Source organism: Phyllobacterium endophyticum (genome assembly GCF_003010935.1).
Taxonomy (GTDB): Bacteria; Pseudomonadota; Alphaproteobacteria; order Rhizobiales; family Rhizobiaceae; genus Phyllobacterium; species Phyllobacterium endophyticum.
On the sequence record NZ_PGGN01000002.1, the window covers coordinates 128,088 to 154,302 of the forward strand.

At 58.1% G+C, this 26,215-nt stretch carries 24 protein-coding genes; 11 read left to right on the forward strand and 13 right to left on the reverse strand.

Features of this window, described 5'->3' with window-relative positions:
• Window positions 1–65 precede the first annotated feature (65 nt).
• Both cysK and CU100_RS08505 read right to left on the reverse strand, forming a co-directional pair.
• Entirely contained in the window at window positions 66–1,040 is a 975-nt protein-coding gene (gene cysK, locus CU100_RS08500; protein WP_106716171.1) for a cysteine synthase A, read from the reverse strand.
• A gap of 141 nt (window positions 1,041–1,181) precedes the next feature.
• The gene (locus CU100_RS08505) at window positions 1,182–1,802 is read right to left on the reverse strand and encodes a LysE family translocator (protein ID WP_106716172.1); all 621 of its coding nucleotides are present in this window, start codon (window positions 1,800–1,802) and stop codon (window positions 1,182–1,184) included.
• Window positions 1,803–1,947: 145 nt separating this feature from the next.
• On the opposite strand from CU100_RS08505, the gene mbfA reads away from it, so the two are divergent.
• Together mbfA and CU100_RS26795 are read left to right on the forward strand one after the other, a co-directional pair.
• Window positions 1,948–2,931 (forward strand): iron exporter MbfA, encoded by a 984-nt coding sequence (gene mbfA / locus CU100_RS08510; protein WP_106716173.1) that lies wholly within the window; start codon window positions 1,948–1,950, stop codon window positions 2,929–2,931.
• A gap of 217 nt (window positions 2,932–3,148) precedes the next feature.
• Window positions 3,149–3,289, forward strand: coding sequence for a hypothetical protein (locus tag CU100_RS26795; RefSeq protein ID WP_170113771.1), 141 nt, complete (start codon window positions 3,149–3,151; stop codon window positions 3,287–3,289).
• Here the strand turns inward: CU100_RS26795 and CU100_RS08515 are convergent.
• From CU100_RS08515 to CU100_RS08535, 5 genes are all read right to left on the reverse strand, one after another.
• Window positions 3,280–3,627: an antibiotic biosynthesis monooxygenase family protein gene (locus CU100_RS08515; protein ID WP_106716174.1), complete on the reverse strand. Its 348-nt coding sequence runs from the start codon at window positions 3,625–3,627 to the stop codon at window positions 3,280–3,282. The two genes, CU100_RS26795 and CU100_RS08515, sit on opposite strands and share 10 nt — an antisense overlap.
• 1 nt (window position 3,628) lies before the next feature.
• On the reverse strand, window positions 3,629–3,952 hold the full coding sequence (locus CU100_RS08520) for an NIPSNAP family protein (RefSeq protein WP_106716175.1): 324 nt from the start codon (window positions 3,950–3,952) through the stop codon (window positions 3,629–3,631).
• A 74-nt stretch (window positions 3,953–4,026) separates the two neighbouring features.
• Window positions 4,027–4,395, reverse strand: a complete 369-nt coding sequence (locus CU100_RS08525; RefSeq protein WP_106716176.1) for a DUF1850 domain-containing protein — start codon at window positions 4,393–4,395, stop codon at window positions 4,027–4,029.
• The gene (locus CU100_RS08530; RefSeq protein ID WP_170113779.1) at window positions 4,392–6,485 is read right to left on the reverse strand and encodes a TRAP transporter permease; all 2,094 of its coding nucleotides are present in this window, start codon (window positions 6,483–6,485) and stop codon (window positions 4,392–4,394) included. Before CU100_RS08530 ends, CU100_RS08525 begins: the two co-directional genes overlap by 4 nt.
• 97 nt (window positions 6,486–6,582) lie before the next feature.
• Window positions 6,583–7,542, reverse strand: coding sequence for a TAXI family TRAP transporter solute-binding subunit (locus tag CU100_RS08535; RefSeq protein WP_106716177.1), 960 nt, complete (start codon window positions 7,540–7,542; stop codon window positions 6,583–6,585).
• 204 nt (window positions 7,543–7,746) lie between these two features.
• Here CU100_RS08535 and CU100_RS08540 point away from each other — a divergent pair, with 204 nt between their 5' ends.
• Window positions 7,747–8,439, forward strand: a complete 693-nt coding sequence (locus tag CU100_RS08540; protein ID WP_106716178.1) for an ArsR/SmtB family transcription factor — start codon at window positions 7,747–7,749, stop codon at window positions 8,437–8,439.
• Here CU100_RS08540 and CU100_RS08545 read toward each other — a convergent pair.
• The gene (locus tag CU100_RS08545; protein WP_106716179.1) at window positions 8,436–9,149 is read right to left on the reverse strand and encodes an SDR family oxidoreductase; all 714 of its coding nucleotides are present in this window, start codon (window positions 9,147–9,149) and stop codon (window positions 8,436–8,438) included. The two genes, CU100_RS08540 and CU100_RS08545, sit on opposite strands and share 4 nt — an antisense overlap.
• A gap of 224 nt (window positions 9,150–9,373) precedes the next feature.
• Here CU100_RS08545 and CU100_RS08550 point away from each other — a divergent pair, with 224 nt between their 5' ends.
• Window positions 9,374–10,036: an OmpA family protein gene (locus CU100_RS08550; RefSeq protein ID WP_106716180.1), complete on the forward strand. Its 663-nt coding sequence runs from the start codon at window positions 9,374–9,376 to the stop codon at window positions 10,034–10,036.
• Here CU100_RS08550 and CU100_RS08555 read toward each other — a convergent pair.
• Together CU100_RS08555 and CU100_RS08560 are read right to left on the reverse strand one after the other, a co-directional pair.
• Window positions 10,026–10,952, reverse strand: a complete 927-nt coding sequence (locus tag CU100_RS08555) for a pseudouridine-5'-phosphate glycosidase (protein WP_106717176.1) — start codon at window positions 10,950–10,952, stop codon at window positions 10,026–10,028. The two genes, CU100_RS08550 and CU100_RS08555, sit on opposite strands and share 11 nt — an antisense overlap.
• Before the next feature lie 12 nt (window positions 10,953–10,964).
• Window positions 10,965–11,915: a carbohydrate kinase family protein gene (locus CU100_RS08560; RefSeq protein ID WP_106716181.1), complete on the reverse strand. Its 951-nt coding sequence runs from the start codon at window positions 11,913–11,915 to the stop codon at window positions 10,965–10,967.
• Window positions 11,916–12,234: 319 nt separating this feature from the next.
• On the opposite strand from CU100_RS08560, the gene recA reads away from it, so the two are divergent.
• The 4 genes from recA (at window position 12,235) to CU100_RS08580 (ending at window position 18,696) form a co-directional block, all read left to right on the forward strand.
• On the forward strand, window positions 12,235–13,326 hold the full coding sequence (gene recA / locus CU100_RS08565) for a recombinase RecA (RefSeq protein ID WP_106716182.1): 1,092 nt from the start codon (window positions 12,235–12,237) through the stop codon (window positions 13,324–13,326).
• A 246-nt stretch (window positions 13,327–13,572) separates the two neighbouring features.
• Window positions 13,573–14,904 carry a spinster family MFS transporter gene (locus CU100_RS08570; RefSeq protein WP_106716183.1) on the forward strand — a complete coding sequence of 444 codons (1,332 nt, stop codon included), beginning with the start codon at window positions 13,573–13,575 and terminating at the stop codon, window positions 14,902–14,904.
• Window positions 14,905–15,135: 231 nt separating this feature from the next.
• Window positions 15,136–17,793, forward strand: coding sequence for an alanine--tRNA ligase (gene alaS / locus CU100_RS08575; RefSeq protein ID WP_106716184.1), 2,658 nt, complete (start codon window positions 15,136–15,138; stop codon window positions 17,791–17,793).
• A 363-nt stretch (window positions 17,794–18,156) separates the two neighbouring features.
• A complete protein-coding gene (locus CU100_RS08580; RefSeq protein WP_146141817.1) occupies window positions 18,157–18,696 on the forward strand; it encodes a hypothetical protein in 540 nt (179 codons plus the stop codon).
• Between the two features lie 2 nt (window positions 18,697–18,698).
• Here CU100_RS08580 and CU100_RS08585 read toward each other — a convergent pair whose 3' ends face one another.
• The 3 genes from CU100_RS08585 to CU100_RS08595 form a co-directional block, all read right to left on the reverse strand.
• A complete protein-coding gene (locus CU100_RS08585; protein ID WP_106716186.1) occupies window positions 18,699–19,013 on the reverse strand; it encodes a YciI family protein in 315 nt (104 codons plus the stop codon).
• Window positions 19,014–19,226: 213 nt separating this feature from the next.
• Window positions 19,227–20,462, reverse strand: coding sequence for an aminotransferase-like domain-containing protein (locus tag CU100_RS08590; RefSeq protein ID WP_106716187.1), 1,236 nt, complete (start codon window positions 20,460–20,462; stop codon window positions 19,227–19,229).
• A gap of 135 nt (window positions 20,463–20,597) precedes the next feature.
• Window positions 20,598–21,812 (reverse strand): NADP-dependent isocitrate dehydrogenase, encoded by a 1,215-nt coding sequence (locus CU100_RS08595; protein ID WP_106716188.1) that lies wholly within the window; start codon window positions 21,810–21,812, stop codon window positions 20,598–20,600.
• Between the two features lie 361 nt (window positions 21,813–22,173).
• On the opposite strand from CU100_RS08595, the gene CU100_RS08600 reads away from it, so the two are divergent.
• From CU100_RS08600 to CU100_RS08610, 3 genes are all read left to right on the forward strand, one after another.
• Window positions 22,174–23,025, forward strand: coding sequence for an RNA methyltransferase (locus CU100_RS08600; protein WP_106716189.1), 852 nt, complete (start codon window positions 22,174–22,176; stop codon window positions 23,023–23,025).
• Window positions 23,018–23,821, forward strand: coding sequence for a glutamate racemase (gene murI / locus CU100_RS08605; protein ID WP_106716190.1), 804 nt, complete (start codon window positions 23,018–23,020; stop codon window positions 23,819–23,821). The genes CU100_RS08600 and murI overlap by 8 nt, the downstream gene beginning before the upstream one ends.
• 241 nt (window positions 23,822–24,062) lie before the next feature.
• On the forward strand, window positions 24,063–26,111 hold the full coding sequence (locus tag CU100_RS08610; protein WP_106716191.1) for a S10 family serine carboxypeptidase-like protein: 2,049 nt from the start codon (window positions 24,063–24,065) through the stop codon (window positions 26,109–26,111).
• Window positions 26,112–26,215 lie beyond the last annotated feature (104 nt).

Consider the following 26,215-nt stretch of genomic DNA (forward strand, 5'->3'; position numbering starts at 1 on the left):
CACAGTTTTGGGTGAATCCAACTCTTGCCTAAGAGCTGATCCGCGACCCACTCCTCAGTTCCCGTTCAGCCATCCAGGCCCTCGAACAGTGCGGTCGACAGGTACCGCTCGGCGAAGGAAGGGATGATGACGACAAGGTTCTTGCCCTTGTTTTCAGGGCGCTGGCCAACTTCTATGGCGGCCGTCAACGCGGCGCCTGATGAAATCCCCACCGGCACGCCTTCAATACGTGCTACGAGACGCGCATTGGCGAAGGAATCCTCGTTCGAGACCTGCACGACCTCGTCATAAATGTGAGTGTCGAGCACGGCGGGAGCAAAGCCTGCTCCTATCCCTTGTATCTTGTGAGGGCCGGGGTTGCCGCCGGAAAGAATGGGGGAATCCTTCGGCTCCACCGCTACCACGAGAACACCCGGTTTGCGTTGTTTCAGTACCTGGCCCACGCCGGTGATCGTACCGCCGGTGCCGATGCCTGCAACCAGGATGTCGACCGAACCTTCGGTGTCGTTCCAGATTTCTTCGGCGGTGGTACGGCGATGGATCTCAGGGTTGGCCGGGTTGTCGAATTGCCCGGGGATAACTGCGTCACCGATAGTCTCGACCAGTTCGTTGGCCTTGGCGATGGCGCCTTTCATGCCCTTGGCGCCTTCGGTCAGGACCAGTTCCGCGCCGAGCAGCTTGAGCATCTTGCGACGTTCGACTGACATGGTTTCAGGCATTGTGAGGATTAGCCGGTAACCCTTCGCAGCGGCAGCAAATGCGAGTGCGATGCCGGTGTTTCCAGATGTAGGTTCGATAAGCGTGGTCTTTCCGGGCGTTGCTCTGCCTTGGACCTCGAGCGCTTCGATCAGTGCCACGCCGATCCGATCCTTGACGCTGGAAATAGGATTGAAGAACTCGAGCTTCGCAAGAAGATTCGCGCCGACGCCCTTTTCCTTGGCCAGTTTGTCCAGACGGATGAGGGGTGTATCGCCGATCGTATCGACAATGGAATTGTAGATGCGGCCCCGGCCTGGCTTGCGCACGCTCTCACTGCTCATGAAAATTCTCCTGATCCTGATTTGGGTGGTGCTGCAATCTTATGAGCCCCACTTGGAAATTCATAGTTGAGCTCGTGCGCAAACTCGCTTCCGAGTAGAAGAAAATACTAATATTCGGCCGGTTTGGTATCATTGTTCCTATCAGGAGGAGCGCCCGGCGATGGCGAGCGCGGCTCCCGCCATGAAAGCTGCGGCGGTGCGGTTCAGCCGCTTGAGCGCCTGAGGCGAGGCGAGCAGTCCTCGCGCCTTTGCGGCCAGTGCGAGATAGGGAACCAGAACCACGAGCAGAACCAGTACGGTCAGCGCGGCGAGGATCGAATAATCACCGAGCGTGATTGTCTGAAGGTCGACAAGAGTGGGTGTCAGCGCGATATAGAAAAGCATGGTCTTTGGATTGCCAAGCGTAACCGCCAGACCTGCAACGATGCTGGAGATGGCCCCGCCACGGCTCTTTTTGGCTTCGATCTTTTCCGCCGATATCCCGGATGTCCAAAATCCCCAGGCGAGATAGGCAAGATATGCGACGCCTGCCCACTTGATCACCAGGAACACCGTTCCGAACGTCTGTGCCACCATCGCAAGGCCAAGCACGACAGCTGTCAAATAGGTGAGGTCGCCAAGGATCAGCCCGAGCGACATGAACAGGGAAGAGCGGAAGCCGGAACCGAGAGCCCTGGCGACGAGGGCGGTCACACCCGGACCCGGAATGGCGGCTGCAATGGCGAGGGCGCCTGAATAGGCAATAAAACCGGCGAGCGTCATTATGTTCTCTATCAGGTAGGTTGGCGGAGGCGGACGATACTCCGAGGCTCGCCTCCTGTCCATGCACTGCTAAAAAGCGCCGGAGCATCTTGAACAATCGATTGTCAGGTTATAGTTTAGAACTATTCTAAATAAGGATGACATCATGCTCAGCCGCTTCTTCGGTCATCGCCGCCACGCCCTCGAATCCCTGTCGGAGCAGCAATTGCTGGCCTTGGCCATATCTTCCGAAGAGGACGATGCGAGAATCTATCTGGCCTACGCGGATGGGTTGCGCGAGGATTTCCCGCAGAGTGCGAAAGTGTTCGACGAGATGGCAGAGGAGGAGAACCGCCATCGTCAATCGCTCATAGAGTTGCATCGGGAGCGCTTCGGCGATCAGATACCGCTCATCCGAAGGGAACATGTCCGCGGATATTACGAACGCAAGCCTGACTGGCTGATCCGCCCGCTTGGTATCGACAAAGTCCGCGATATGGCCGAGAAAATGGAGGAACAGGCCTACCGCTTCTATACGGAAGCGGTAAAGCTTGTTCGCGATGCTCCGACCCGCAAGCTTCTGGGCGATCTTGCAATCGCTGAAAAGACACACGAGTCGCTGGCGCATCGTCTCGGCGATAAACATACGCCCGGCAACGTGCGGGAGCTTGAAAAGCAGACGGAAAGGCGTCAGCTCATCCTGACCTATATCCAGCCGGGGCTTGCTGGCCTCATGGACGGTTCCGTCTCGACCCTCGCGCCTATTTTTGCCGCGGCCTTTGCTACGCAGGACACGTGGCAGACGTTCCTCGTCGGCCTCTCGGCATCGCTCGGCGCCGGAATTTCCATGGGCTTCACGGAAGCAGCTCATGATGACGGCAAATTATCGGGACGAGGCTCACCCTTGAAGCGCGGTCTCGCCAATGGACTGATGACGGCCATTGGCGGTCTCGGTCATGCTCTGCCGTATCTCATTTCAGACTTCTGGACGGCTACCATCATCGCAGCGATCGTCGTCTTCATCGAACTCTGGGCGATTGCATATATCCAGCATCGCTTTATGGAAACACCATTCTTCCGTGCCGCCATACAGGTCGTTCTAGGCGGGGGTCTGGTGCTGGCGACGGGCATATTGATCGGCAACGCGTGATACATCTTTCAGCGTGGTGGACTAAGCCCCAAGAGCCGAAGCCGGCTCAAAACATCGGCGAGTTTCTGCTTTGTTCTCAGTCGGTTAAGACTAATTATTCATGAATTCATCTTGTTTTAACCAACGCTATTCAGGAGGCGTTCATCTTTATGCGCTAAATTTTAACTAATTTATCGCTATCGGCCCCGTCCGGTATGCCAAAGGCAAGAGACCGAAGATGATGACCATGATTATACAACTGCGCGATACGTTGCGCGTCGTTCGTGAATTCATTGCACCGAGCTACCGGCCCGAGCGCTATTACATGCGCGGCCCGGGACCGGCATGTGCGCAGCGTAATCACCGGATTCAAGCGTGATGGTACACGCGCGCATCAAGCGGAGCTTCATCACGGGCACGCAACCCATAATCACGTATGACGGACGCAATCCGCAGCCGGTAATCGGCAAAGATTGCGGTGCGGCCGTCGCGTTGAGCCAGGCGATGTTCCTCGGTCTGGCGCCAGGCCGCCACTGACGCTTCATCGCGCCAAAAGGACAGCGAGAGATAGCGGTTCTCGTTGGCAAGGCTGCGGAACCGCTCGATCGAAATAAAACCGTCGATGGTTTCCAGGAGCGGCTTCAGGTCGGCTGCCCTGTCGAAATATTCATTGCTCCGACCCTCGGCCGGTTCCACCTCGAATATCACCGCGATCATTTCACGATCCTCCGTTGGTTCCCGTCACCAGGCGGAGGAATGTTCGTTCCTCGCGGCGGATGAACTTCTTCTCTTTTGAGAACTCGTAATTGTCCCGGCCAAGCGGATCGGCCATGAGCCGGGCGCGATAGGCTTCGTAAGCGGCGAGATTCTCGATGTTATAGACCCCATAGGCCAGTGTGGCTGAACCCTCGTGCGGTGCGTAATACCCGATCAGGACAGCGCCGCAGCGGGGGATCGCTTCGTTCCAATTGCGCGCATACGTCTCGAAAGCTTCCTTCTGGTAGGGGTCGATCTCGTATCTGATAAAACAGGTGATGGACATTTCAATCTCTCCTCGGTTCGAATTCGATCGATTCATAGGGAGATTTCAGCGTCGATGCTTCGAGCACCACCGAACTATGATGGCTCCTTGCAGACTTTGATGATCAGGGGTTCAGAGGCGCTGGCGCCGATGCTTCGGCACATGTCATCCGCACAGAACGTCCACCCGCCGGAAGTCGCGCCGGAGGCGGCCAAAACGAGTTTCTTTTGCATGGGGACTTTCGGTGTGAAGATCCACCAGCCATCCCTTAGCACTGCTCCCTCGGGTGGCTCCATGCCCGCTCCGGAACCCCTGATCCGCGCTTCGACGATCCGTAGCCCATCCTGATCGACGTGCCAGACTTCCTCCCAACGGGTTCGCTCGACAGAATGCGTCCAGGCAAGCGAAAACACTGTGGCGCTGAAAACGGCGGTCTTGCCAGCCGCAAGCAGGCACAGGCTCATGGAACGGAGACAAGCCGCGCCGCCCGCGCACGCCATAGATGCTGGCCGATGAGCAGTATCGCAAGCGCAAAGCCGGCCTCGTCGGTCATTGGCAATGCGAGAACCAGCAATAGCCCGGCCAGCAGGGCCAGGGAACGTTCCCACAGCGCCATTCGCATCATGAGAAATCCGACGACAGCGGCGCCCCAAAGCGCAATCCCCAGGCAGGCCTTGAGGACGATATATGCCACCTCCGCCGGATAGCCGATGACAGCGGCCATCGGCCCGGCATCCTGCAGCATGAGCGCCGGCGTATAGACTGCCATGAATGGTACGACGAAACCGGCCACGGCGAGTTTCGTTGCCTGTATGGCTATTTTCATGCCCGACACCTTTGCCATGGGTGCGGCGGCAAATGCTGCGAGAGCAACAGGGGGTGTAAGGTCAGCCATGATGCCGAAGTAGAAGACGAACATATGACTGACAAGCAGGGGCACGCCGAGCGCAAGCAGAGCGGGGCCTGCAAGCGATGATGTGATGATGTAGTTTGGAATTGTCGGTATGCCCATGCCGAGCACGAGGCAGGTTATCATCGTCAGGACCAGCGACAAAAACAGATTGTCTCTGCCGATGTCGATTATGGCGCCGATGAACGTCGAAGCAATGCCTGTCAGGGTCAGCGTTCCGATGACGATACCGACAATGGCGCAGGCGATGCCGACGGGGAGGGCGTTCTTGGCGCCCTCTGCCAGCGAATCGCGGCAGATCAAAAGCGTTTCACGCCCGCCCCTGAACAACAGGCATGCGAGGATCAACGATCCGATCACCAGCGCAAGCACGTTGACGCCGAATTTCACGAAGGCCGCGGCAGCGAGACCAAGCGCGATCCAGAAGACCACGCGAAATGCCATGGGCCCGATCAGCGCGGCAAGCGGCGTGCCGAGTATCAATACGATCGTCAGGGCGAGGCCCATGGTTCCCGCGAAAATGGGCGTATAGCCGGCAAACAGGAGGTAGACGAGGGCGGCCAGTGGCAAGACCAGCGGCCAGTGCTGGCGCACCGCATCCCAGGGATTGGGCAGGCTTGCCTTGTCCATGCCCTTCAAGCCGGCCTTGCCGGACTCCAGATAGACCATCCAGAAACAGGCGCCAAAATAGAGAAGGGCCGGAATGATAGCCGCCTTGACGATATCGGCATAGGGCACGTTCAGCGTCTCAGCCATGATGAATGCCACGGCTCCCATCACCGGCGGCATGATCTGGCCGCCCATGGAGGAGGTCGCTTCGACGCCGCCGGCAAATGCCGGACGAAAGCCGAAGCGTTTCATCAGCGGGATCGTGAATTGCCCGCTGGCGACCACATTGGCTACTCCGGAACCGGAGATCGTTCCCATCAGCGCGGAGGAAAGAATGCACACCTGACCCGGGCCGCCACGAACGCCGCCGACAAAGCCGAACGCGAAGTCGTTGAACAGCGCGATCATTCCCGCGCGCTCCAAAAACGCTGCGAAGACGACGAATATGAAGATGTAGGCCGCCGAGACATATACCGGAGTGCCGTAGATGCCCTCCGTGCCGAAGGCGAAATTGTCGATGATCTGTTCGAAGGAATAGCCACGGTGAACGAACGGGTCCGGCAGATACTGACCCGTAAAGCAGTATAGAAGGAAGACGAAGGCAATGATCGCGAGGGGCCATCCCATCAGGCGGCGGGCCGCCTCGAAAACGAGCACGATCAGAACGATGCCGACGGCAAGATCGACGGGGTTGAGAAAGCCGCTACGCTGGATCAGCGGGAGATAAAATACCCAATTGTAAAGTCCTGTGCCGAAACCCACGATCCCCAATGTCCAAAGGATCCATTTGCCCCAGCTGGTCCGTGCCCTCAAATTGCCGAGCAGCGCAAAGCCGAGAAGCAAGAGAAATCCCACGTGCATGGCGCGCTGCACCTGGCTCGGCAGCGAGCCGTAAGCTGCAATGTAAATTTGAAACAACGAAAAGGCCACGGCGATGCCATAGGCGATCTTGCCCGAAAGACCATCGCCAAAACCTGCAGGCAGGCCGTCGACTATCTCGTCTTCGACATGTTTTGAGCTTTCGGTCGCTTGCATGGATTTTGCCCTTGTCGCTCGCTGGTGCATGAGCCTTTGCCGGTGAAACGCCATTGCCTTTCATATGGGCAATGGCGCCTCTTTCTGGACAGGAGCCTTATTTGATCAGGCCTTTTTCCTTGTAGTAGCGCTCGGCGCCCGGGTGAAGCGGAATTGGCAGCCCAGTTGTCGCATTCTCCAGTTTGATCGCCTTGGCCGCCGCATGTGATGACGCAAGCTTGTCGACATTGTCGAACAGCAACTTGGTCATCTGGTAGGCGATTTCGTCAGAAACGCCATCATGTGAGACGAGGATATTGCCGACGGCTGCGGTCGGGACGTCTTCCTTCTGGCCCTCATACGTGCCGGCGGGTATCGTGACTGGGAGATATGGCGCTCCGATCTTCGCGACCGTTTCGGCGGGCACTGCCACGACGTTGATGGGAAGTGATGTTGCAAGATCGCGAATCGATGCCACGCCAAGCCCGGCCGACTGCAAGGTCGCGTCCATCTGCCGGTTCTTGATCAGTTCGACCGATTCGGCAAACGGCAGGTATTCGATCTTGCCCAGGTCCTTGTAGTCCATGTCCGACGCGGCAAAGATAGTTCTCGCATTCAACTCCGTGCCCGAGGCGGGAGCGCCGACCGAGAGGCTTTTTCCTTTCAGGTCGGCAATCGTCTTGATGCCTGAATCCTGGCTTGCAACGATCTGGATGTAATTCGGATAAATCGCCGCGATAGCCCGCAGCTTGTCGAGCTTGGCCGGAAATCCCGCTTCCTTGTTGCCCTCCCAGCCGAGCTTGACGGAATCCGCAAGCGCAAAGCCTATCTCGCCCTTGCCTTGCTGCAGAAGGTTCAGATTTTCGACCGAAGCCTTTGTGGCCTGAACCTGCGTCCGCGCGCCTTCGATTCCCTTGCCATATATTTCTGACAGGGCAACGCCAAGCGGGTAGTAAACGCCAGACGTGCCGCCGGTGAGGACATTGATAAACTCGGCGGCCTTCGCTGGCGCGACCGCCAGACCGATTGAAAGCGCCAGGGTGCCGGCTGCGAGTATGCTGGATTTCAGATGCATCATTTTAAATCTCCGCCCTCATTGGATTTGCGCTGCCCTCCCGGCATGCGGCCTTGATGCATTTTTAGTGACTGAAGAGAAATTGCCAACCTTTTATTTCCGCTAGGCAATGTGAAGTTAAGCCGCCACTTGATACTTCGAGCGTTTTCGAAGCATTATTGCGGGAAGTATGACAGCGTAAACTGGCTGGCAAATACGGAAACGGCCATGTCGAACAATGCGAAATTTGCGGAGATAGCGGCACTTGCCGGCGATCCTGGTCGCGCGAGCATGCTCAACGGCCTCATGGACGGCCGTGCACTTACCGCGACGGAACTTGCAAGGCTTGCCGGTGTCACCCCGCAGACTGCCAGCAGCCATCTCATGCGGATGACGGAGGCAGGCTTGCTCTCGGTGGAGAAGCAGGGGCGGCACCGCTACCACAGGTTGGCGTCTCCGGCCGTCGCCCAGATGATCGAGAGTATCATGCGGCTTGCCGCGCCGGACATCGCCACGAAGCCATTGCGCACCGGTCCGCGCGATGCGGCGCTGCGGGCAGGACGTACCTGTTACGACCACCTCGCCGGCCGCCTTGGTGTTTCGATTGCCGACGCGCTGGTCAGTTCTGGCCATCTTCGTCTCGGACTCGATGCCGGGGAGGTAACGGATAGCGGGGTCGCGTTGTTTGACCGAGCGGGGATCGCAATCGAAGCCACTGCCAGGCGCGGTCGCGTTTTGTGCCGGCCATGCCTCGACTGGAGCGAAAGGCGCCCGCATCTTGCCGGCGCGATTGGTGCTGCATTATGCAGCCACTGTTTCGACAACGGGTGGATAAGACGGATCGATGGCACGCGCGCCGTGTCTGTAACGCCGCAGGGGCGGCGGCAATTGTTCAAGACGTTCGGCGTCAGACTTGGTTAGAGGTGCCGTGTGATCCCGCCGTCGACGCGGATGTTCTGCCCCGTGATGTAACCGGCGTCGTCCGACAGAAGGAAAGCGGTGGTCTTTGCGATTTCGGCTATTGTCCCGACCCGTTTCATGGGCACCTTGTCGGCGGTCTCGGGTTTGTGGTCCAGACTGTCGATGAAGCCCGGGAGCAGGGCATTCATGCGGATATTGTCGGCAGCGTAACGATCGGAATATAGCTTTGTATAAGCTCCCGCAGCAGCGCGATACGCACAGGAAACGGGAAAGATCAGGCTCGGTTCGAACGCAGCAAATGTCGTGATGTTGACCCAGGCGCCCTTGCCCTGCTTCAACATGTAGGGCGTCACCAGCCGCGCCATGCGCACCAGGCTCAGAACCATCAGGTCATTGCCGATTGCCCATTTCTCGTCGGTGATATCGAGGAGATCGCCTTTTGGGGGATGCCCCGTGTGATTGACCACCGCATCGACGCGTCCATAGACCTGCACCGTCCGGGTGACCAGCGCCTCCAGATCGTTGGCGTCGCCTGCCGAACCCTTGATGCCGATGCCGCCAAGTTCTGCCGCAAGCTCGACCGCACTGCCTGACGGCGACATGAGACCAAGACGGTAGCCACGATCGTGCAGTTCGCGGGCGATCGCGGCGCCCATGCCGCGTCCTCCACCGGTGATGATTGCAACAGGTGCCTGTGAGGTATAGTTCATAGCTGCTGGCCTTTCAGGTTTTCGAATGGTGCGAAGCATGTTGGATCGGGATTGCGAGCGCAAACGAATTCAGGATGGAACAAGGCTCAAATATTTTGAACGGACCTGCGATGTCCTGATTGAAGTGCCCCTGGCAAGACGCCAACTTTCGCGATTTTCCTTACCCTTCTTTTGCCCGAATCACTCGTATATTCCCTGCCACATCCAACCGGGGAACTGATTCCATGATGAAGAAATTTGCCATCGGCTGCCTTGCGGCGACCTTTCTTGCGGGCTGCACCACGACCGATCCCTACACGGGCCAGCAGAAGATGTCGAACACGGCTGGCGGCGCCGTCATCGGCACGGCGGTTGGAGCGCTCACCGGCCTCGCCATCGGCGGTGGTGGCAAATCCGGGCGCAACGCCGCGCTGATTGGCGCTGGTATCGGCGCCCTCAGCGGCGGTGCGATCGGCAATTACATGGATCGTCAGGAATCGGAACTGCGTGCACAGTTGCAGGGTACCGGCGTTTCCGTGACCCGCAATGGCGATCGGATCATCCTTAACATGCCATCGGCCATCACCTTCAATACGGATCAGGATCAGGTGAAGCCGGAATTCTTCTCGACGTTGAGTTCTGTAGCCATCGTTCTGCGCAAGTTCGACCGGACGATCGTCGACGTTGCGGGCCATACGGATTCAACAGGCAGCCTGCAGCACAACCAGCTCCTGTCGGAGCGGCGGGCGCTGTCGGTTTCCAATTACCTGACGCAGCAGGGTATAGACAATCGCCGTTTCGACGTTCGTGGATATGGCCCGACGGAGCCTGTCGCCACCAACGCCACCGAGGCCGGTCGGGCGCAAAACCGCCGCGTCGAAATCCAGATTTCGCCGCTTACTGAGTAACGCCCAGCGATACCGCTATCCTTGCGGCCAGCCGCGCATTGTTCTCGACCAGAGCGATGTTTGCAGTCAGGCTTTCGCCGCCGGTGATATCAAGGAGTTCCGAAAGAAGAAGTGGCGTTACTGCTTTGCCGGTGACGCCCTTTCTTGTTGCGCGCGCGATTGCCTCGCTGATGTGCCTGCCCATGATCTCGGCCGGAATTTCGCTTGCCTCGGGAATAGGATTGGCGATGAGCATGCCACCGGCGACGCCGAGGGATTCGCGTGCAGCCTGGAATTTTGCGATGGCAGCGGCGCTGTCGAGCCGCAGCGGTGCCTTGAATGGGCTCTGCCGCGACCAGAAGGCAGGCATCACGTCCGCGGCGTAAACCACCACCGGAACACCTTTGGTTTCCAGCACTTCCAGCGTTTTCTCTATGTCCAGGATAGCTTTGGCGCCCGCCGAAACGACGATAACCGGTGTGCGGCCGAGCTCTTCCAGATCCGCCGAAATATCGAAGCTCAACTCCGCGCCCTTGTGTACCCCGCCAATGCCGCCTGTCGCGAAAACCTTGATACCCGCAAGGTGCGCAGCGAGCATCGTAGCGGCGACGGTTGTGCCGCCTGTGCGGCCTTCCGACAGGGCGAAGGGCAGGTCGGCGCGCGAGAGCTTCATCGCGCCCTTTACCTGCGCCAGGGCTTCCCGCTCTTGCGGCGAAAGCCCGATCTTTAATCGTCCGTCCACGATGGCGATGGTCGCTGGAACCGCCCCTTCCGCCATGATGATGTCCTCGACGCCGGCTGCCATGCGGCTGTTGTCCGGGTAGGGCATTCCATGGGTGATGATCGTGCTCTCAAGCGCAACCACCGGCATCCCTGCGACAAGCGCGTCTTGAACAGCGGGCGCTATGTCCATGAAGGGGTTCAACATTTCGGTCATGATCATTATCCTTTATGTAAGCGCAGTGGCTTCGGGTATTTGCGCCAATGCGCTGTCGAATTCGTGTTGGCTGAAGCGCGCGCTGGCGGAATGAACTTTCAGCGTCAGCATGGAGGCTGCCAAACCCTCGCGCAGCGCAGCATCGAACGGCGCGCCCCGCATCAGCGCAGCTATTGTACCACCAGCCAGAGCATCGCCTGCGCCCGTTACGTCCAATATTTCGCTGACGGCGGGCGGGGAGATCGTAAAAGCGTCGCCGTGCATAAATGCGAGAACCGCATCGCCGCCATTGCTGACGACAGCGCCCGTCAAACCGGCAGCGCGCAGCGACTGATAAAGTTCAGCCGATTTTGCTTGCGGGCCGAGGCCCGTAAGCGCCAGTGCCTCGCGCCGGTTCATGAAGAGGCAGGTGAGCCTGGCGAAGACCGGAGCCAGGCGCGGCACTTTTGCCGGCGAGATCGCCAGCGCAAACAATGGCCGCTCTCCGGCGAGTGCTGTCAATCTCTGCAGCGCCTCCGAAGGCAAGTTCGCGTCGCAAAATACTGCGTTGGCGATGGCGATCGCGTCGCGAACCTTGCGCCGGGTCAATTGCCGCGGAAGTACCAGCTCATAGAGTTCCATATCCGCGATAGCAGCCACCACGTCGCCGCACTCATCGAGAATGGCCGTATAACTTGGCGTCGGACGGTCCATATAAACAACAGAGCCGTCGCTTATCCCGGCTGACTGTATTGCCGCAGCGATGATTTCACCATTTCTGTCACCGCCGCGGACCGAGAGGATTTCGGCGCTGATTCCCCGTTGAACCGCCAGCCGCAAAGCATTGAACACGCCGCCGCCCGGCTCTTCACGCATGATACCGGGATTGGATGCACCCGGCACGAAGGGTACCAGGCTCTGGCCCCGCCTGTCGAGGTGAGCGCCGCCGACAGCGAATATCCGCGGCTTGTCGAATTGGGTCATGTTCTATCGCGTGTCCGGATAAACTTGAGGTTGTGGGGTAGCTCAGTGAGCCACTCTCTCTAGAGCGCTGGAGCGCGTGGCGCAATCACGGGAGCGATTCGAAATGCCATGCCGGGTTCCGGGTTCAGGCATCGTGCCGGAGGCGATCGGCGCCTGCCGTCCTGAAGCTGGACCATTCAGGAACATCATGAGAATATTCTGGCTTTTTCATGAGATTTCAACAGGTTGTGCCTCTTGCCAAATGAGAACAAAACAGATACAAATAAATTCAGATACAGGAACATTCCGGACTTCATGCACAACACAGGGGTAGTGTAACATGGCTCAAAATTCGTTGCGGTTGGTTGAGGGTAATTCAGTGGATAAAACGAAAGCGCTGGATGCGGCATTGTCCCAGATCGAGAGGGCCTTCGGGAAGGGCTCGATCATGCGGCTTGGTCGCAATGAGCAGGTGGTGGAAATCGAAACGGTTTCGACCGGCTCGCTGTCGCTGGATATAGCCTTGGGTGTCGGCGGATTGCCGAAAGGCCGCATCGTCGAGATTTACGGGCCGGAGAGCTCGGGCAAGACGACGCTTGCCCTCCATACGATTGCCGAGGCCCAGAAGAAGGGTGGCATCTGCGCCTTCGTCGATGCTGAGCATGCACTTGATCCGGTCTATGCCCGCAAGCTTGGAGTGGATCTTGAAAATCTTCTGATCTCGCAGCCCGACACCGGTGAGCAGGCGCTTGAGATCACGGATACGCTGGTGCGCTCGGGTGCGATCGATGTGCTGGTCGTCGATTCGGTGGCCGCGTTGACACCCCGCGCTGAAATCGAAGGCGAAATGGGCGACAGCCTGCCGGGCCTGCAAGCCCGTCTGATGAGCCAGGCGCTGCGCAAGCTCACCGCTTCCATTTCCCGCTCCAATTGCATGGTCATCTTCATCAACCAGATCCGCATGAAGATCGGCGTCATGTTTGGCTCGCCAGAGACCACGACAGGCGGCAACGCACTGAAGTTTTACGCATCCGTGCGTCTCGATATTCGCCGTATCGGCTCGCTGAAGGAACGCGATGAGGTCGTCGGCAACCAGACCCGCGTCAAGGTGGTCAAGAACAAGCTCGCTCCCCCATTCAAGCAGGTCGAATTCGACATCATGTATGGCGAGGGTGTGTCCAAGACGGGTGAACTGGTCGATCTTGGCGTCAAGGCTGGTATCGTCGAAAAATCCGGTTCCTGGTTTTCCTATAATTCGCAGCGTCTTGGCCAGGGCCGCGACAATGCAAAGCTGTTCCTGAAGGAAAATCCGGAAGTCGCCAACGAGATTGAACTGGTGCTCCGCCAGAATGCCGGTCTCATTGCCGAGCAGATGCTCGACAAGGGTCCCGATGATGTCGAGGACGATGGTCCGGACGCCGCCGAAGGCTGATCTGCCTGCCATCTCTGTTCACGACGACAAACCCGCATCCATATACTGGCTGCGGGTTTTTTGCGCTTTCGGGTTGCTTCGAAGTCAGTGCTGATCGTTCCGGAGGCGCGTTCGCGTCCTAGTCTAAAGTCGGGATTGATTGTCGGCGCGATGCCGTCATGCTGCGTATCAAGCCGACATGCTTATGCGGCGAACAAAGCAATTTTTATTTCAATTTTTTTGAGAATGTTTTTCAAGGGGGGAATTATGGCTGACGGCAAGCAGGCGGCGAACGCATGGAAAGTACTTTTCTTGCTTTTTCTCGCCAATCTTCTCAATTTTTTTGATCGCGCTGTTCCGGCGATACTCAACGAGCCGATTCGCCATGAATGGGGGTTGAGTGATTTCCAGCTTGGCATGATCGCTGCGGCGTTCACGGTCGTCTATGCGATTGCCGGGTTACCCCTGGGGCGCCTGGCCGATACAGGCTCGCGTAAGAAGATCATGGGTTGGGGGCTGATTGTCTGGAGCCTGTTCACGGGTCTCAACGGCGCAGCGTGGAACTTCGCCTCGTTCCTGGCCGTGCGCGTCGGCGTCGGTGTGGGGGAGGCCGCTTATGCGCCCGCCGCAACGTCGATGATAGGCGATATGTTTCCCTCGCACCGGCGTTCTCGTGCCATGGGTATTTTCATGCTCGGCTTACCTCTCGGCCTCATTCTGGCGTTCTTCACCGTGGGTGGTATGGTCAAGGCATTTGGTTCGTGGCGAGCGCCCTTTTTCATTGCCATGGTGCCAGGCATCATTCTCGCCATCTTCATGTTCTTCGTCAAAGATCCAAATCGTGGTGCGGCCGAGGATACACCGGTCTCCAATGCGCCGATCAGCCAGCCTCTTCGCAAGGTTTTGCAGGTCCCGACCATGTGGTGGATTATTCTCGCAGGCATTACCGCGAACTTTGCTGTCTATTCGACCAATTCGTTCATGGTGCCGCTGCTTCAACGCTATTTCGGGCTGGCGCTGGAAAGTGCTGCAATTACCACCGGTTGCATCGTCGGCGTCACCGGATTGGTGGGTTTGACGCTCGGAGGGTGGGTGGCAGATAAGTTGCATGCGTACTCCGATCGTGGCCGGCTCTTGTTTGGAGCGTTCGGGCTCCTTGCCGGGGCTCTGGCAACTGGCTACGCGCTGACGCTGGGGAGCAACGAGATAGGTCTCTTTGCGGCAATCTTCAGCATTGGTTGGCTCATGCAGTACAATTATTTTACCTGCACCTATGCGGCAATTCAGGATGTTATCGAACCAAGGCTGCGCGCAACGGCGTTCGCGGTGTTCTTTGCCGCACTCTATCTGCTCGGCGGCGCGTTCGGTCCAATGGTTGTCGGACTATTGTCGGATTACTTTTCGGTAGAAGCCATGAACGCAGCCGGCGCTGCCGGTATGACCGAAGAGTTCAAGGCAATCGGTTTGCACAATGCGCTGTTCCTGATTCCCGTGACCCTCTTTCTGACCGCGGTGTTCCTGTACTTCGCAGCGAGGACATTCCCGGCCGATGCCAAGGCGATGACGGATGACATGAGCTGGAACACCGTGCCGGCGTAGAACAGACGATTGGCGCAGTTTCGGCTCTGCCCGTTTAACGGCAATGTTCGCGCTGTTTTTTTAAGTCTGACCCATCCGGGAGTGTCATAAATCCCTGGACAGGCCGCCAGCGCGATCCGGAGGGATTTTCTGGACAGGTCGCGGCCCTGTCGCTACAAGCGTTGCGTTCTGCCCCTTCGGTGAGAGAAGGGGCGGATTCCGTTTGGATAAAGCAGGTCAGAAGGCAATAATATGAGTGGCGTCAACGAGATCCGGTCGACATTTCTGAACTATTTCAAGAAGAATGGCCATGAGATCGTGGCGTCAAGCCCGCTCGTGCCGCGTAACGATCCGACGCTGATGTTCACCAATGCCGGTATGGTCCAGTTCAAGAATGTTTTCACCGGTGTCGAGCAGCGTCCTTACAGCCGCGCCACCACGTCGCAGAAGTGCGTTCGCGCCGGAGGCAAGCATAACGATCTCGACAATGTCGGCTACACCGCGCGCCATCACACTTTCTTTGAAATGCTCGGCAATTTTTCCTTTGGCGACTATTTCAAGGAAGAAGCGATATCGCTCGCATGGAATCTCATCACCAGGGAGTTCGGCCTGTCGAAAGACAAGCTGACAGTCACCGTATACCACACGGATGATGCTGCCTTCGACCTGTGGAAGAAGGTCGCCGGCTTGCCCGAAGAGCGTATCATTCGCATCGCTACGAGTGACAATTTCTGGGCAATGGGCGATACGGGCCCGTGCGGTCCCTGTTCGGAAATATTCTATGATCATGGCGACAGCATTTGGGGTGGGCCTCCCGGCAGCCCGGATGAGGATGGCGATCGTTTCATCGAGATCTGGAATCTCGTCTTCATGCAGTTCGAGCAGGTAACGAAGGAACAGCGCGTCGACCTGCCGCGGCCGTCTATCGACACCGGCATGGGACTGGAGCGCCTCGCGGCGGTTTTGCAGGGCAAGCACGACAATTATGATATCGACCTGTTCCAGACGCTGATCCACGCTTCGGAAGAGGCGACCGGCGTCAAGGCGGAAGGTCAGTTCCGTGCCAGCCACCGTGTCATCGCCGATCATCTGCGCTCGTCAAGTTTCCTGATTGCCGATGGCGTGCTGCCTTCTAACGAAGGCCGTGGCTATGTCCTGCGCCGCATCATGCGCCGCGCCATGCGCCATGCCCAGCTTCTTGGCGCAAAAGACCCGTTGATGTATCGCCTGCTGCCGGCGCTGGTGCGCGAGATGGGCCAGGCCTATCCTGAATTGATCCGCGCGGAATCGCTGATATCCGAGACATTGAAGCTCGAGGAAACCCGTTTTCGCAAGACGCTTGAACGCGGCCTTGGCCTGCTCGGCGAAGCGACGGAAACTTTGGGTGAGGGCGACAGTCTTGACGGCGAAACCGCGTTCAAGCTCTACGACACATTCGGCTTTCCGCTCGATCTGACGCAGGATGCATTGCGCCAGCGCGGCATCAGCGTTGATACGGAAGGCTTCTCCGCGGCCATGGAGCGGCAAAAGGCCGAGGCCCGCGCCCATTGGTCCGGGTCGGGCGACGCGGCAACCGAAACCATTTGGTTCGCCGTGCGTGACAAGGTCGGCGCGACTGAATTTCTCGGCTATGAGACGGAAAAGGCAGAAGGTGTCATCACGGCATTGGTGCGGGATGGCGCGCTGGTCGATAGCGCCGGCGAGGGCGACGCCGTGTCCATCGTCGTCAATCAGACGCCCTTCTATGCCGAATCCGGCGGCCAGCAAGGTGATACGGGCACGATTTCCGGTGATGGCTTTACGGTGAGCATCACCGACACGCAAAAGAAAAACGATGGTGTCTTCGTTCATATCGGTACCGTGACAAAGGGCACGGCGAAGAAGGATGCGCCGGTCGAGCTCAGCGTGGATCATGTGCGCCGGACCCGCATCCGCTCGAACCACTCGGCGACACATTTGCTGCATGAGGCCCTGCGCGAGACACTTGGAACCCATGTCGCGCAGAAGGGCTCGCTCGTCGCGCCAGACCGGCTGCGCTTCGATTTCTCGCACCCGAAGCCGATCTCGGACAAGGAACTCGCTGTGATCGAAGATCTTGCCAACGAGATTGTCTTGCAGAATGCGCCGGTCACCACACGCCTGATGGCCGTGGACGATGCGATCGCGGAGGGCGCCATGGCGCTCTTCGGCGAAAAATATGGTGACGAGGTGCGCGTGGTTTCCATGGGAACGGCGCTACACGGCGAAAAGGCGGGCAAGAGCTATTCGACCGAGCTTTGCGGGGGTACGCATGTACGCGCTACCGGCGATATCGGCCTGATCCGCGTCGTCTCGGAAGGCGCTGTCGCCGCGGGCGTCCGCCGTCTCGAAGCTTTGACCGGAGAGGCGGCCCGCCGCTACCTTGAAGAACAGGACGAACGGGTCAAGGCAATCGCCGGCGTGTTGAAATCCACGCCTGCCGAAACATTGGCGCGCGTCTCGGCACTGATGGATGAGCGTCGCAAGCTTGAACGGGAATTGACCGAGGCCCGCAAGCAGCTGGCGCTGGCCGGCCCGTCGAGCGGCGGTGCACAGTCGGAAACTGTCAACGGCGTCACCTTCATCGGCAAGGTGGTCAGCGGCGTCAATCCGCGCGATTTGAAACCGCTCGCCGATGACGCGAAGAAGACGGTCGGCTCCGGTGTGGTCACCTTCATCGGCGTTTCTGATGATGGCAAGGCAAGCGCAGTCGTTGGCGTTACAGATGATCTCGTGGGCAAGTACAGCGCCGTCGATCTCGTCCGCATTGCCTCGGCTGCACTTGGCGGGGCAGGCGGCGGCGGGCGTCCGGATATGGCACAAGCTGGCGGCCCCGATGGCTCCAGGGCCGAGGAAGCCGTGTCTGCCGTGCGCGAAGCTTTGGCCGGATAATTGCTTTCAATCCAGCCGCGTGTATCGCGCGGCTGGAAGCTACCTGAAGTTGTTATTGGCAATAAATTGGCAAGTACGACTAAGTGTTTAATCTTGCACAATTGCTTTTATATAGTAAAAGTTATATGGTCTCCAAATTGATTATTTCATAGTATCGCCGAATTAGCTCCGAAATCTTGTGTTTTTCTATTTTGATCCGAAATTACGGTAGCCGATGGCGTACGCCCGGATATCCGGCAATATCCGGTGGTGTGGAGGTTTTTGGCGATCCCGATGCGGGTTTTTTGTGTGTCTTCTTGGGAGATTGGCTTGGTAGGGCGCGTCTTCATTCTACTAGCGCTTGCTGTCGGACTATGTTCATGCATGACGCAGTCAGCAGTTGTCAAAGATGTGCACGTGGGTGATGAGATTGCTTACGGGCCAGTCGCTACGGCCTATTACGCAGTTCTTGAATTCTTGCAGATCAGGCCATTCTATTCCATGAAATCAGGATACGGTTTCGAGACCCGCTTCGGTAGCTATGGCAAAGCTTCGTTTGTCGAGGTGTGGAGTTTTGGAAAGCAGTTAGACTACAGCAAAGGTGTGTCGCAAAAGAGGATTTGCTTCCAGGCGCCGTGTCTTATCGAAGAGACAGGCCTTGTCCTTTTAGGCGAGGCCGATTTTCGGGCGGCGGCGCAAAACGGTTTTGCTTTCGCGATGGTAGGCAAGCTACGCAGGATCAACGGCAAGGTATCGGCGCAGGCTTTTGGCGAGGTATTGAAGCTCAAAGGGCAGCTTGCTCCTGCGTTGTCGGCGGTGCAGCCGCCTCCCAAGCCCTACCCGGACCTGGCCTTGGAATTGGACGGGAAATCGGGAGAGTTGCGCCCCCGTGAACAGGCACAACCAGCGGTGGAATCCGACTGACGTCACCTCGCGAGAAAACCTCTCGCTGCTGCAATGTGCATGGGCGCAATGCTGTAGCGGTTCAGTCCCGCCATTACCGTCGGATCATTTTCGGCAAATTGCACCGCTTGGTTGTGATCCGCGACTTCGAGAAGCGCGATGCCAAACCAGCCACTCGGATCCTGCACGGGACCATAGGCGAGGACTGCTCCTTCCTCGAAATATTCGCTGACATAGGTCACATGCTGGCGCATCAATTCCTGTTCGTCATCATTCATGTCGTCGGCGAAGGTCGGGCGCGGCGGGATCAACCGAAAAAAGAAATGCTGTGTGGTCATCGTCTCAGTCCCCTCGTTTCGATGGCGCTGTGGCGCGCAATCATACCGCAGGAATTTGCCACTTGCGATCCGGTAAATATTTGCCGCTTTGTGAGCGCTGTTTTCCGGCGCCTGAGCGAAAATTCGTCAAGGCGTGGCAAAAATGATGTTTCGAGCACCGAAGCGCGGCGTATTGGTGTTCGGAAAACGCCATCTGCAAAGCCCCGTTGCAAATTACCCTTGGGCTCTTACGCGATCCATTTCGCGTCCAATCAGTCCGCCGAGCCGCTGCATACCTGTCTCGATCGCTTCGGCATTGGGCAGCGAGAAATTCAATCTTATCGTGTTTCCGCCGGTGCCATCTGCGTGGAAGGCGACACCCGGCACGAAAGCCACGCGGATCTGCTCGACTGAACGGGCGAGCAGCGCCGCTCCGTCCATGCCATCGGGAAGCGTCATCCAGACGAACATGCCGCCCTCGGGCCTTGTCCATGTCACGCCCTCGGGCATGTGCCGCGCCAGCGCGCCAAGCATGTGATCCCGTCGTTGCCGGTAATGTCCGCGGGCTTTCTCGACCTGCGCATCGAAATGACGTTCGGCCACGTGGTGAATGACCATCTGGTTGATGGTCGGGCTATGCAGATCCGCCGCCTGCTTGATCAGCACCAGCTTGGCGATCACTGGCTGTGCCGCGCAGACCCAGCCGACGCGCAATCCCGGCGTAAGGCTTTTGGAAAAGCTGCCGGAGTAGAGGACGCGCGTGCGGTCGATATGGCCTTCGCGTTCGATATCGAGTGCCAGCATTGAGGGCGCATTCTCTCCCTCGTAGCGAAGTACCCGATAGGCGGCGTCCTCGATCAGCGGAATGTCCAGTTCATGCGCCAGCTCGACCAGTTTCACGCGTTCTTTTCGGCCTATGGTCTCGCCAGTCGGATTGGAGAAATCGCCTGTAAGATAGGCGAGTCTTACCCGACCGCCTGCCGCCTGCGCATTGGTTCGGTAGGCGTCGGGCGTCGTGTTGCCACCCTCGGGAATGAGACGGTCGTAACGCGGCTCGTAGGCGTTGAAGGCCTGCAGCGCGCCGAGATAGGTCGGCCAGGTGGTGAGGATCGTGTCGCCGGGCGAAATGAACAGCTTGCCGAGATAGTCGAGCGCCTGCTGTGATCCGGTGGTGATGATAATATTGTCGATCGTGCAGGCAACGCCAAGTGCTGCCATATGCTGTACCAGCCACTGGCGCAGCGGTTTATAGCCCTCGCTGACGGAATATTGCAGTGCTGCGTCCGCGTTCTCGTCAAGGACCGCGCTATATGCCTCCTTGATCGCTTCTTTTGGAAAAAGCGCCGGATCCGGAATGCCGCCGGCGAAGGAGATGATGTCCGGCTGGTCAAGCAGCTTCAACAGCTCACGAACTTCCGAAGCACGCATCTTCCCGGTGCGTGCCGAATACCGGGCATCCCAGTCGCTCATCTCATTCCTCCGCGTTTGTGAACGCACTCGACTGTAAATCCATAAATATGTCAATAATGCTGTCGTATATTTCGAGACAAACATAAAAAAGCCCCGGCGCAAGCCGGGGCTCTTTCCATGCATCAGGTGCCGGGATCAGGCAGCCATGGCTTTCGACAGGTTCTCGTTGATCTTGTCGAGGAAGCCGGTGGTCGACAGCCAGGGCTGATCCGGACCGATAAGCAGGGCGAGATCCTTGGTCATATAGCCGGCTTCGACAGTGTCGACGCAGACCTTTTCGAGCGTAAGCGCAAAGCGCTCCAGTTCCGAATTGCCATCGAGCTTGGCGCGATGTGCAAGTCCGCGCGTCCATGCGAAAATGGAAGCGATGGAGTTGGTAGAGGTCTCTTCGCCCTTCTGGTGCTGGCGGTAATGGCGGGTTACGGTACCGTGGGCGGCTTCTGCTTCCACGGTCTGGCCATCCGGTGTCATCAGCACCGAGGTCATCAGGCCAAGCGAGCCAAAGCCCTGCGCAACGATATCGGACTGCACGTCGCCGTCATAGTTCTTGCAGGCCCAGACATAACCACCCGACCACTTCAGGGCCGATGCAACCATGTCGTCGATCAGGCGGTGCTCATATGTGATTTTCTTGGATGCGAACTTGTCCTTGAATTCTGCGTCGAACACGTCCTGGAAAATATCCTTGAAGCGGCCGTCATAGGCCTTGAGGATGGTGTTCTTGGTCGACAGATAGCAGGGGACGCCGCGATTATAGGCATAGTTGAATGAGGCACGGGCGAAATCGCGGATCGAATCGTCGAGGTTGTACATGGCCATGGCGACACCCGCGCTTGGCGCGTCATAGACCTCGTGTTCGATCGTCGCGCCATCTTCGCCGACGAACTTGATCGACAGCTTGCCCTTGCCGGGGAACTTGAAGTCGGTGGCGCGGTACTGGTCGCCAAACGCGTGACGGCCGACGATGATCGGCTGGGTCCAGCCGGGAACCAGGCGGGGCACGTTCTTGGCAATGATCGGCTCGCGGAAGATGACGCCGCCGAGGATGTTGCGGATCGTGCCGTTGGGCGACTTCCACATCTTCTTCAGGCCGAATTCCTCCACGCGCTGCTCGTCCGGGGTGATCGTGGCGCATTTGACGCCGACGCCATATTGCTTGATCGCATTGGCCGCATCGATCGTCACCTGATCGTTGGTCGCATCGCGGTGCTCGATCCCGAGGTCGTAATATTTCAGGTCGATGTCGAGATAGGGATGGATCAGCTTTTCCTTGATATATTGCCAGATGATGCGGGTCATCTCGTCGCCATCAAGCTCAACGACCGGATTTGCAACCTTGATCTTTGCCATGGATAGTCAGCCTCTTTTTTGCTGCAACTTGAGGTGTCAGCACTGGATTAAAGTGAGGGTTCGCGCCCCTATAGCACCATGGTCACAGAACGCAAAGTGAGCGTTGCGGTTTATCTCCCCCCTTGTGGGGGAGAAAGGATTTTCTTGGATTTAGCCCATGCTAGATCCCTAGAAAATCCAAGAGAGGGGATATTGTGCTGGGCGTGAAATACCCTCTCTTGCGATTTCTAGCACTTGGCAAGGGCTATGATGCTGAAATCGCTTTCTCTCCCTCAAGGGGAGAGATACCGGTGGCATCCACCCATTGCCCATCAAAAAAACGCGAGCTATGACGGCGCAAGATAAGACTGGGAAATGGAATATGGCCGGTACAGACAGACAGCGCACACTGATTGCCGAAGGGCCGGCGATCATACTGGTCGAGCCGCAACTGCCGGAGAATATTGGCATGGTGGCGCGTGCCATGGCGAATTTCGGCCTGGCGGAGCTTCGCCTGGTCAAGCCGCGCGAGCAATTCCCCAATGACAAGGCGCGCTCTGCCGCGAGCAAAGCCGACCATATCATCGATGCGGCGCGGGTTTATGATGACCTGCGATCGGCAATCAAGGATCTGCATTTTGTCTACGCGACGACGGCGCGCGAACGTGACGCCTTCAAGCAGGTTCGCGGACCCGTCGAAGCGGGACAGGTCCTGCGCCAGCGTTTCAAGCAGGGCGAGAAGACCGGCATTCTTTTCGGGCGAGAGCGTTTCGGCCTCAATAATGACGAAGTCAGCCTTGCGGATGAACTGGTGACATTCCCGGTCAATCCGGCATTCTCGTCGCTTAATATCGCACAGGCGGTTTTGCTCATGTCCTATGAGTGGATGAAATCAGGTCTTGAGAGACCCACTGACACCGCCTTTCGCGGGCCGGAGCTTGAACCCGCGCCAAAGGAGCAGTTGCAAGGCTTCTTCAACCACCTCGAAGACGCCTTGCAGGCGCGCGGCTATTTCCGGCCGATGGCGCGTAAGGAGATCATGGCCAACAATCTGCGCGGCGTGCTCACGCGGGCGGGTTTCTCGGATTCGGAGTTGAAGCTCCTGCGCGGCGTCCTCGTGTCGCTCGATTATTTCAGTCCCAAGACCCCGCGCGGCTCCGGTGCGCCGGAAGGGCGCAAGCGCGAGAAATCACCGGCGAAGAAAACCAGCGGGGAATTGCCCGGCGATGAGTGAGAAAGCGGCGGACCGGCCAATCCTGGTTTTCGACAGCGGGATTGGCGGCCTGACGGTACTGCGCGAAGCGCGGGTGCTGATGCCGGATCGGCGGTTCGTTTATATCGCCGACGATGCCGGCTTTCCCTATGGCGAATGGGAAGAGGCTGCCCTGTGTTCCCGCATCGTCGCCATGTTCGCCGGCCTCATCGCCGAGCACAACCCGCAGATTGCGATCATCGCCTGCAACACCGCTTCTACGCTGGTGCTCGATGACCTGCGAGCGGCCTATCCCGCTGTGCCTTTCGTCGGTACGGTTCCCGCGATCAAACCAGCCGCCGAGCGCACCTCATCCGGCCTCGTGAGCGTGCTGGCGACACCCGGCACCGTCAAGCGCGCCTATACCCGCGATCTCATCCAGTCATTCGCCGCCAGGTGTCACGTGCGCCTTGTGGGCAGCCAGAATCTTGCCCGCATGGCAGAAGAGCACATACGCGGCGACCACATCGATGACGAAGCCATCCGGGCCGAAATAGGACCATGCTTCTATGAAAGAAGTGATCAGCGTACCGATATCGTCGTCCTCGCCTGCACGCATTATCCCTTTCTCGCCAATGTTTTCCGGCGCCTCGCGCCCTGGCCGGTGGATTGGCTCGACCCGGCAGAGGCGATCGCCCGCCGCGCCTTGTCTCTGATCGAGCCTGATGGAACCGGAACCGAGCCCGAACATGGTGATGACATCGCCATCTTCACGTCGGGTAATCCCGATTTCTCGACCCGCCGGCTCATGCAGGGCTTCGGCCTTGCCACGGTGTGATTGCCTGATCCCTCATCGAAGTGACGGGAATGATCCGCACCCGCGCTGATCGCTGCGGCATACGACTTTCGCTCAATAGACGGCACACCTCCTAGTTGTGTACAGTCGGTATTATAAAACCATACCGTGTATAAACTTCGAGCCTGTCGTTTTATGGTCCTGTTCTATGAGGCTCCTCCGTCCGCATTGGCAAAAACTTTGATCGCATTGATAAGTCTATGCTTTTGATTGTGAGGTCGTGATGAAATGCTGGGCTAAGCTCCTTATGGCATCACTTTGGCTAAGTGCCTGCGATGGCAATTCCAGCAACACCGAAACCGGCAGTACGTTCGTCGCGACTGAGGTCGGTTCACAGGTCAAGCCGCCAGAAGAACCGGACAACGAGTTGAACCCGGACAACGAGCTGGCAGCAGATCCAGACAAGAAGCTGACAGCAAACCCAGACAAGAGCTTGACAATCAAGGCGGTCGCATCGTTCCCGCCCGAGGATCATGTGGTCAAAGACGACTACGTTTATAGCGCCGCGGCCGATGCGAACCTTCCGCTTGCAACCGTCGACGAAACGCCCGCCATCAAGAATCACCAGATGATGATCGGCGGCAAACTGGTGAACTACACGGCCTCCGCCGGCCATCTCATTGCCTATGCTCCCGGGAAGGTTGCACGAGCCTCCATGTTCTACATGGCCTATACGAGGGAGGACTTGCCGAAGGAAGATCGTCCCGTGACATTCTTCTGGAATGGTGGTCCGGGATCTTCGTCGGCCTGGCTGCATATGGGCTCGTGGGCTCCCAGACGCCTTGAGAGTTCGGATGTCGACAAGAATGTCTCCGATAGGGGAACGCGCGGTTTTTCCTTTGTCGACAACGCGGAAACATTGCTGGACAAGACTGATCTGGTGTTTGTCGATCCGCCGGGAACGGGCTTGTCGCAGGCCATTGCGCCCTACAAGAATAGCGATTTTTGGGGCATGGAGGCCGATGCGCAGGTAAATCGCGACTTTGTCGTTCGCTTCGTCGATCGCCATCATCGCCAGAGCTCGCCAAAATATCTCTACGGAGAATCCTATGACGGTATTCGCCTGCCCGTCCTCGGCAATCTGCTTGTCGCTGCAGGGGGTCGCAATTTCGCGCCGGATAAAAGCGGCAGGAAGCCTGTCGCCCTTTCTGGAATCATCCTCGGTTCGCCGATACTCGACCTCGGTACGAATTGCAGCCAGGGCGGCGATGTCAGCTGCGCAGGATATCTACCCTCCTATGCCATGGCTGCCGACTTCAACGGCAGGGCGACCAGGCGGGGAACGGCGTCTGCCTTGGAATATATCGATCAACTTCGGACCTTCGTCGCTGAAAAGTACAATCCCGCGCGCGCAATCTGGTACTCGCCAGTCCTGTCGAGGGCCAAGGCCGTTCATGCTGAGGCCAACCGCCAGTACGACAAGCTCTTCGGGCTCTGGCAGAACGCCGCCAGCGCTCGCAAGTGGGCCATCGACGTTGAAACCCGGGCGGATGCCAGCAGCAAGGCCACGGAACTTGCAAACCTGCTTGTTGCCACCCCTGCAGAGCGCGCCGCTTTCTCCAAGGCGTTTATGGCCGATCCCCTGAGCGAGTTGAAGCAATTGGTCGCCGGAACGAAACTCGAGATCGAGAGAGCATTGACGCCTGCGTGGCGGGACTATGCGCAAACGGAGGCCGGAACGAATTTCATCAAGGATATGACGGGTATTACCGGCCTAGACCTTGATTGGCTGCGCGAGTTTGAAGTGTCTCCCGTCAAGTTTCCGGGCAAACTTCTGCCCGCAACAAGCATTGGTGTTTTCGACGCCCGAGTTGACATCTCGCATCCTGGCAGCCCTGCCGCTGCGCTCTATACCGGTTCAGCGTTTGCTGAGGCAATCAAGAGTACCCTGCCGGCGATGTTCAACTATCACAGCGCTTCGCCCTATATGCTGCGCGATGACAGCATTCGGGCTCACTGGAAATTCGAACGCCAGCACAAGCTGGCGTCCTTCAGAACCGGACTTCCTGATCTCGTAGAAAGCCTGGAGAGCGATCCGGCGCTGCGGGCGCTGGTTCTGCACGGGTACTATGATCTGCTCACGCCGTTCCACCAGACCGAACTTGATCTTGCCGGTGCCGGCTTGTCCGGCCGTGTCCCTGTCGACCTCTACGAAGGCGGGCACATGTTTTTCGATGATGACAAGGCACGCGTTCACGCGAAAAGGACACTGGACGGTTTTTTCGACAATCGGCCGGGGAACAAGACTCCTACGGCTGTCGTGTTGAACTAGGCCAAATGCCACTATCCCACGACGGCAGCGCCGGCACGATCTTGCAGAACCTGTGATTGCCTAAAATTGGCTCATCTAAGCGGAGCGGCGTAAAAATAGACAAT

Coding starts and splice junctions, on each gene's coding strand:
- CU100_RS08590 (WP_106716187.1), bottom strand. CDS start 20,462: ATGAGCGACTGGGATGCCCGGTATTCGGCACGCACCGGGAAGATGCGT.
- CU100_RS08585 (WP_106716186.1), bottom strand. CDS start 19,013: ATGACCACACAGCATTTCTTTTTTCGGTTGATCCCGCCGCGCCCGACC.
- CU100_RS08535 (WP_106716177.1), bottom strand. CDS start 7,542: ATGATGCATCTGAAATCCAGCATACTCGCAGCCGGCACCCTGGCGCTT.
- CU100_RS08520 (WP_106716175.1), bottom strand. CDS start 3,952: ATGTCCATCACCTGTTTTATCAGATACGAGATCGACCCCTACCAGAAG.
- CU100_RS08530 (WP_170113779.1), bottom strand. CDS start 6,485: ATGCAAGCGACCGAAAGCTCAAAACATGTCGAAGACGAGATAGTCGAC.
- CU100_RS08525 (WP_106716176.1), bottom strand. CDS start 4,395: ATGAGCCTGTGCCTGCTTGCGGCTGGCAAGACCGCCGTTTTCAGCGCC.
- CU100_RS08555 (WP_106717176.1), bottom strand. CDS start 10,952: ATGACCGAAATGTTGAACCCCTTCATGGACATAGCGCCCGCTGTTCAA.
- mbfA (WP_106716173.1), top strand. CDS start 1,948: ATGCTCAGCCGCTTCTTCGGTCATCGCCGCCACGCCCTCGAATCCCTG.
- recA (WP_106716182.1), top strand. CDS start 12,235: ATGGCTCAAAATTCGTTGCGGTTGGTTGAGGGTAATTCAGTGGATAAA.
- CU100_RS08545 (WP_106716179.1), bottom strand. CDS start 9,149: ATGAACTATACCTCACAGGCACCTGTTGCAATCATCACCGGTGGAGGA.
- CU100_RS08515 (WP_106716174.1), bottom strand. CDS start 3,627: ATGATCGCGGTGATATTCGAGGTGGAACCGGCCGAGGGTCGGAGCAAT.
- CU100_RS08600 (WP_106716189.1), top strand. CDS start 22,174: ATGGCCGGTACAGACAGACAGCGCACACTGATTGCCGAAGGGCCGGCG.
- CU100_RS08505 (WP_106716172.1), bottom strand. CDS start 1,802: ATGACGCTCGCCGGTTTTATTGCCTATTCAGGCGCCCTCGCCATTGCA.
- alaS (WP_106716184.1), top strand. CDS start 15,136: ATGAGTGGCGTCAACGAGATCCGGTCGACATTTCTGAACTATTTCAAG.
- CU100_RS08610 (WP_106716191.1), top strand. CDS start 24,063: ATGAAATGCTGGGCTAAGCTCCTTATGGCATCACTTTGGCTAAGTGCC.
- CU100_RS08540 (WP_106716178.1), top strand. CDS start 7,747: ATGTCGAACAATGCGAAATTTGCGGAGATAGCGGCACTTGCCGGCGAT.
- CU100_RS08550 (WP_106716180.1), top strand. CDS start 9,374: ATGATGAAGAAATTTGCCATCGGCTGCCTTGCGGCGACCTTTCTTGCG.
- murI (WP_106716190.1), top strand. CDS start 23,018: ATGAGTGAGAAAGCGGCGGACCGGCCAATCCTGGTTTTCGACAGCGGG.
- cysK (WP_106716171.1), bottom strand. CDS start 1,040: ATGAGCAGTGAGAGCGTGCGCAAGCCAGGCCGGGGCCGCATCTACAAT.
- CU100_RS08580 (WP_146141817.1), top strand. CDS start 18,157: ATGACGCAGTCAGCAGTTGTCAAAGATGTGCACGTGGGTGATGAGATT.
- CU100_RS26795 (WP_170113771.1), top strand. CDS start 3,149: ATGATGACCATGATTATACAACTGCGCGATACGTTGCGCGTCGTTCGT.
- CU100_RS08570 (WP_106716183.1), top strand. CDS start 13,573: ATGGCTGACGGCAAGCAGGCGGCGAACGCATGGAAAGTACTTTTCTTG.
- CU100_RS08560 (WP_106716181.1), bottom strand. CDS start 11,915: ATGACCCAATTCGACAAGCCGCGGATATTCGCTGTCGGCGGCGCTCAC.
- CU100_RS08595 (WP_106716188.1), bottom strand. CDS start 21,812: ATGGCAAAGATCAAGGTTGCAAATCCGGTCGTTGAGCTTGATGGCGAC.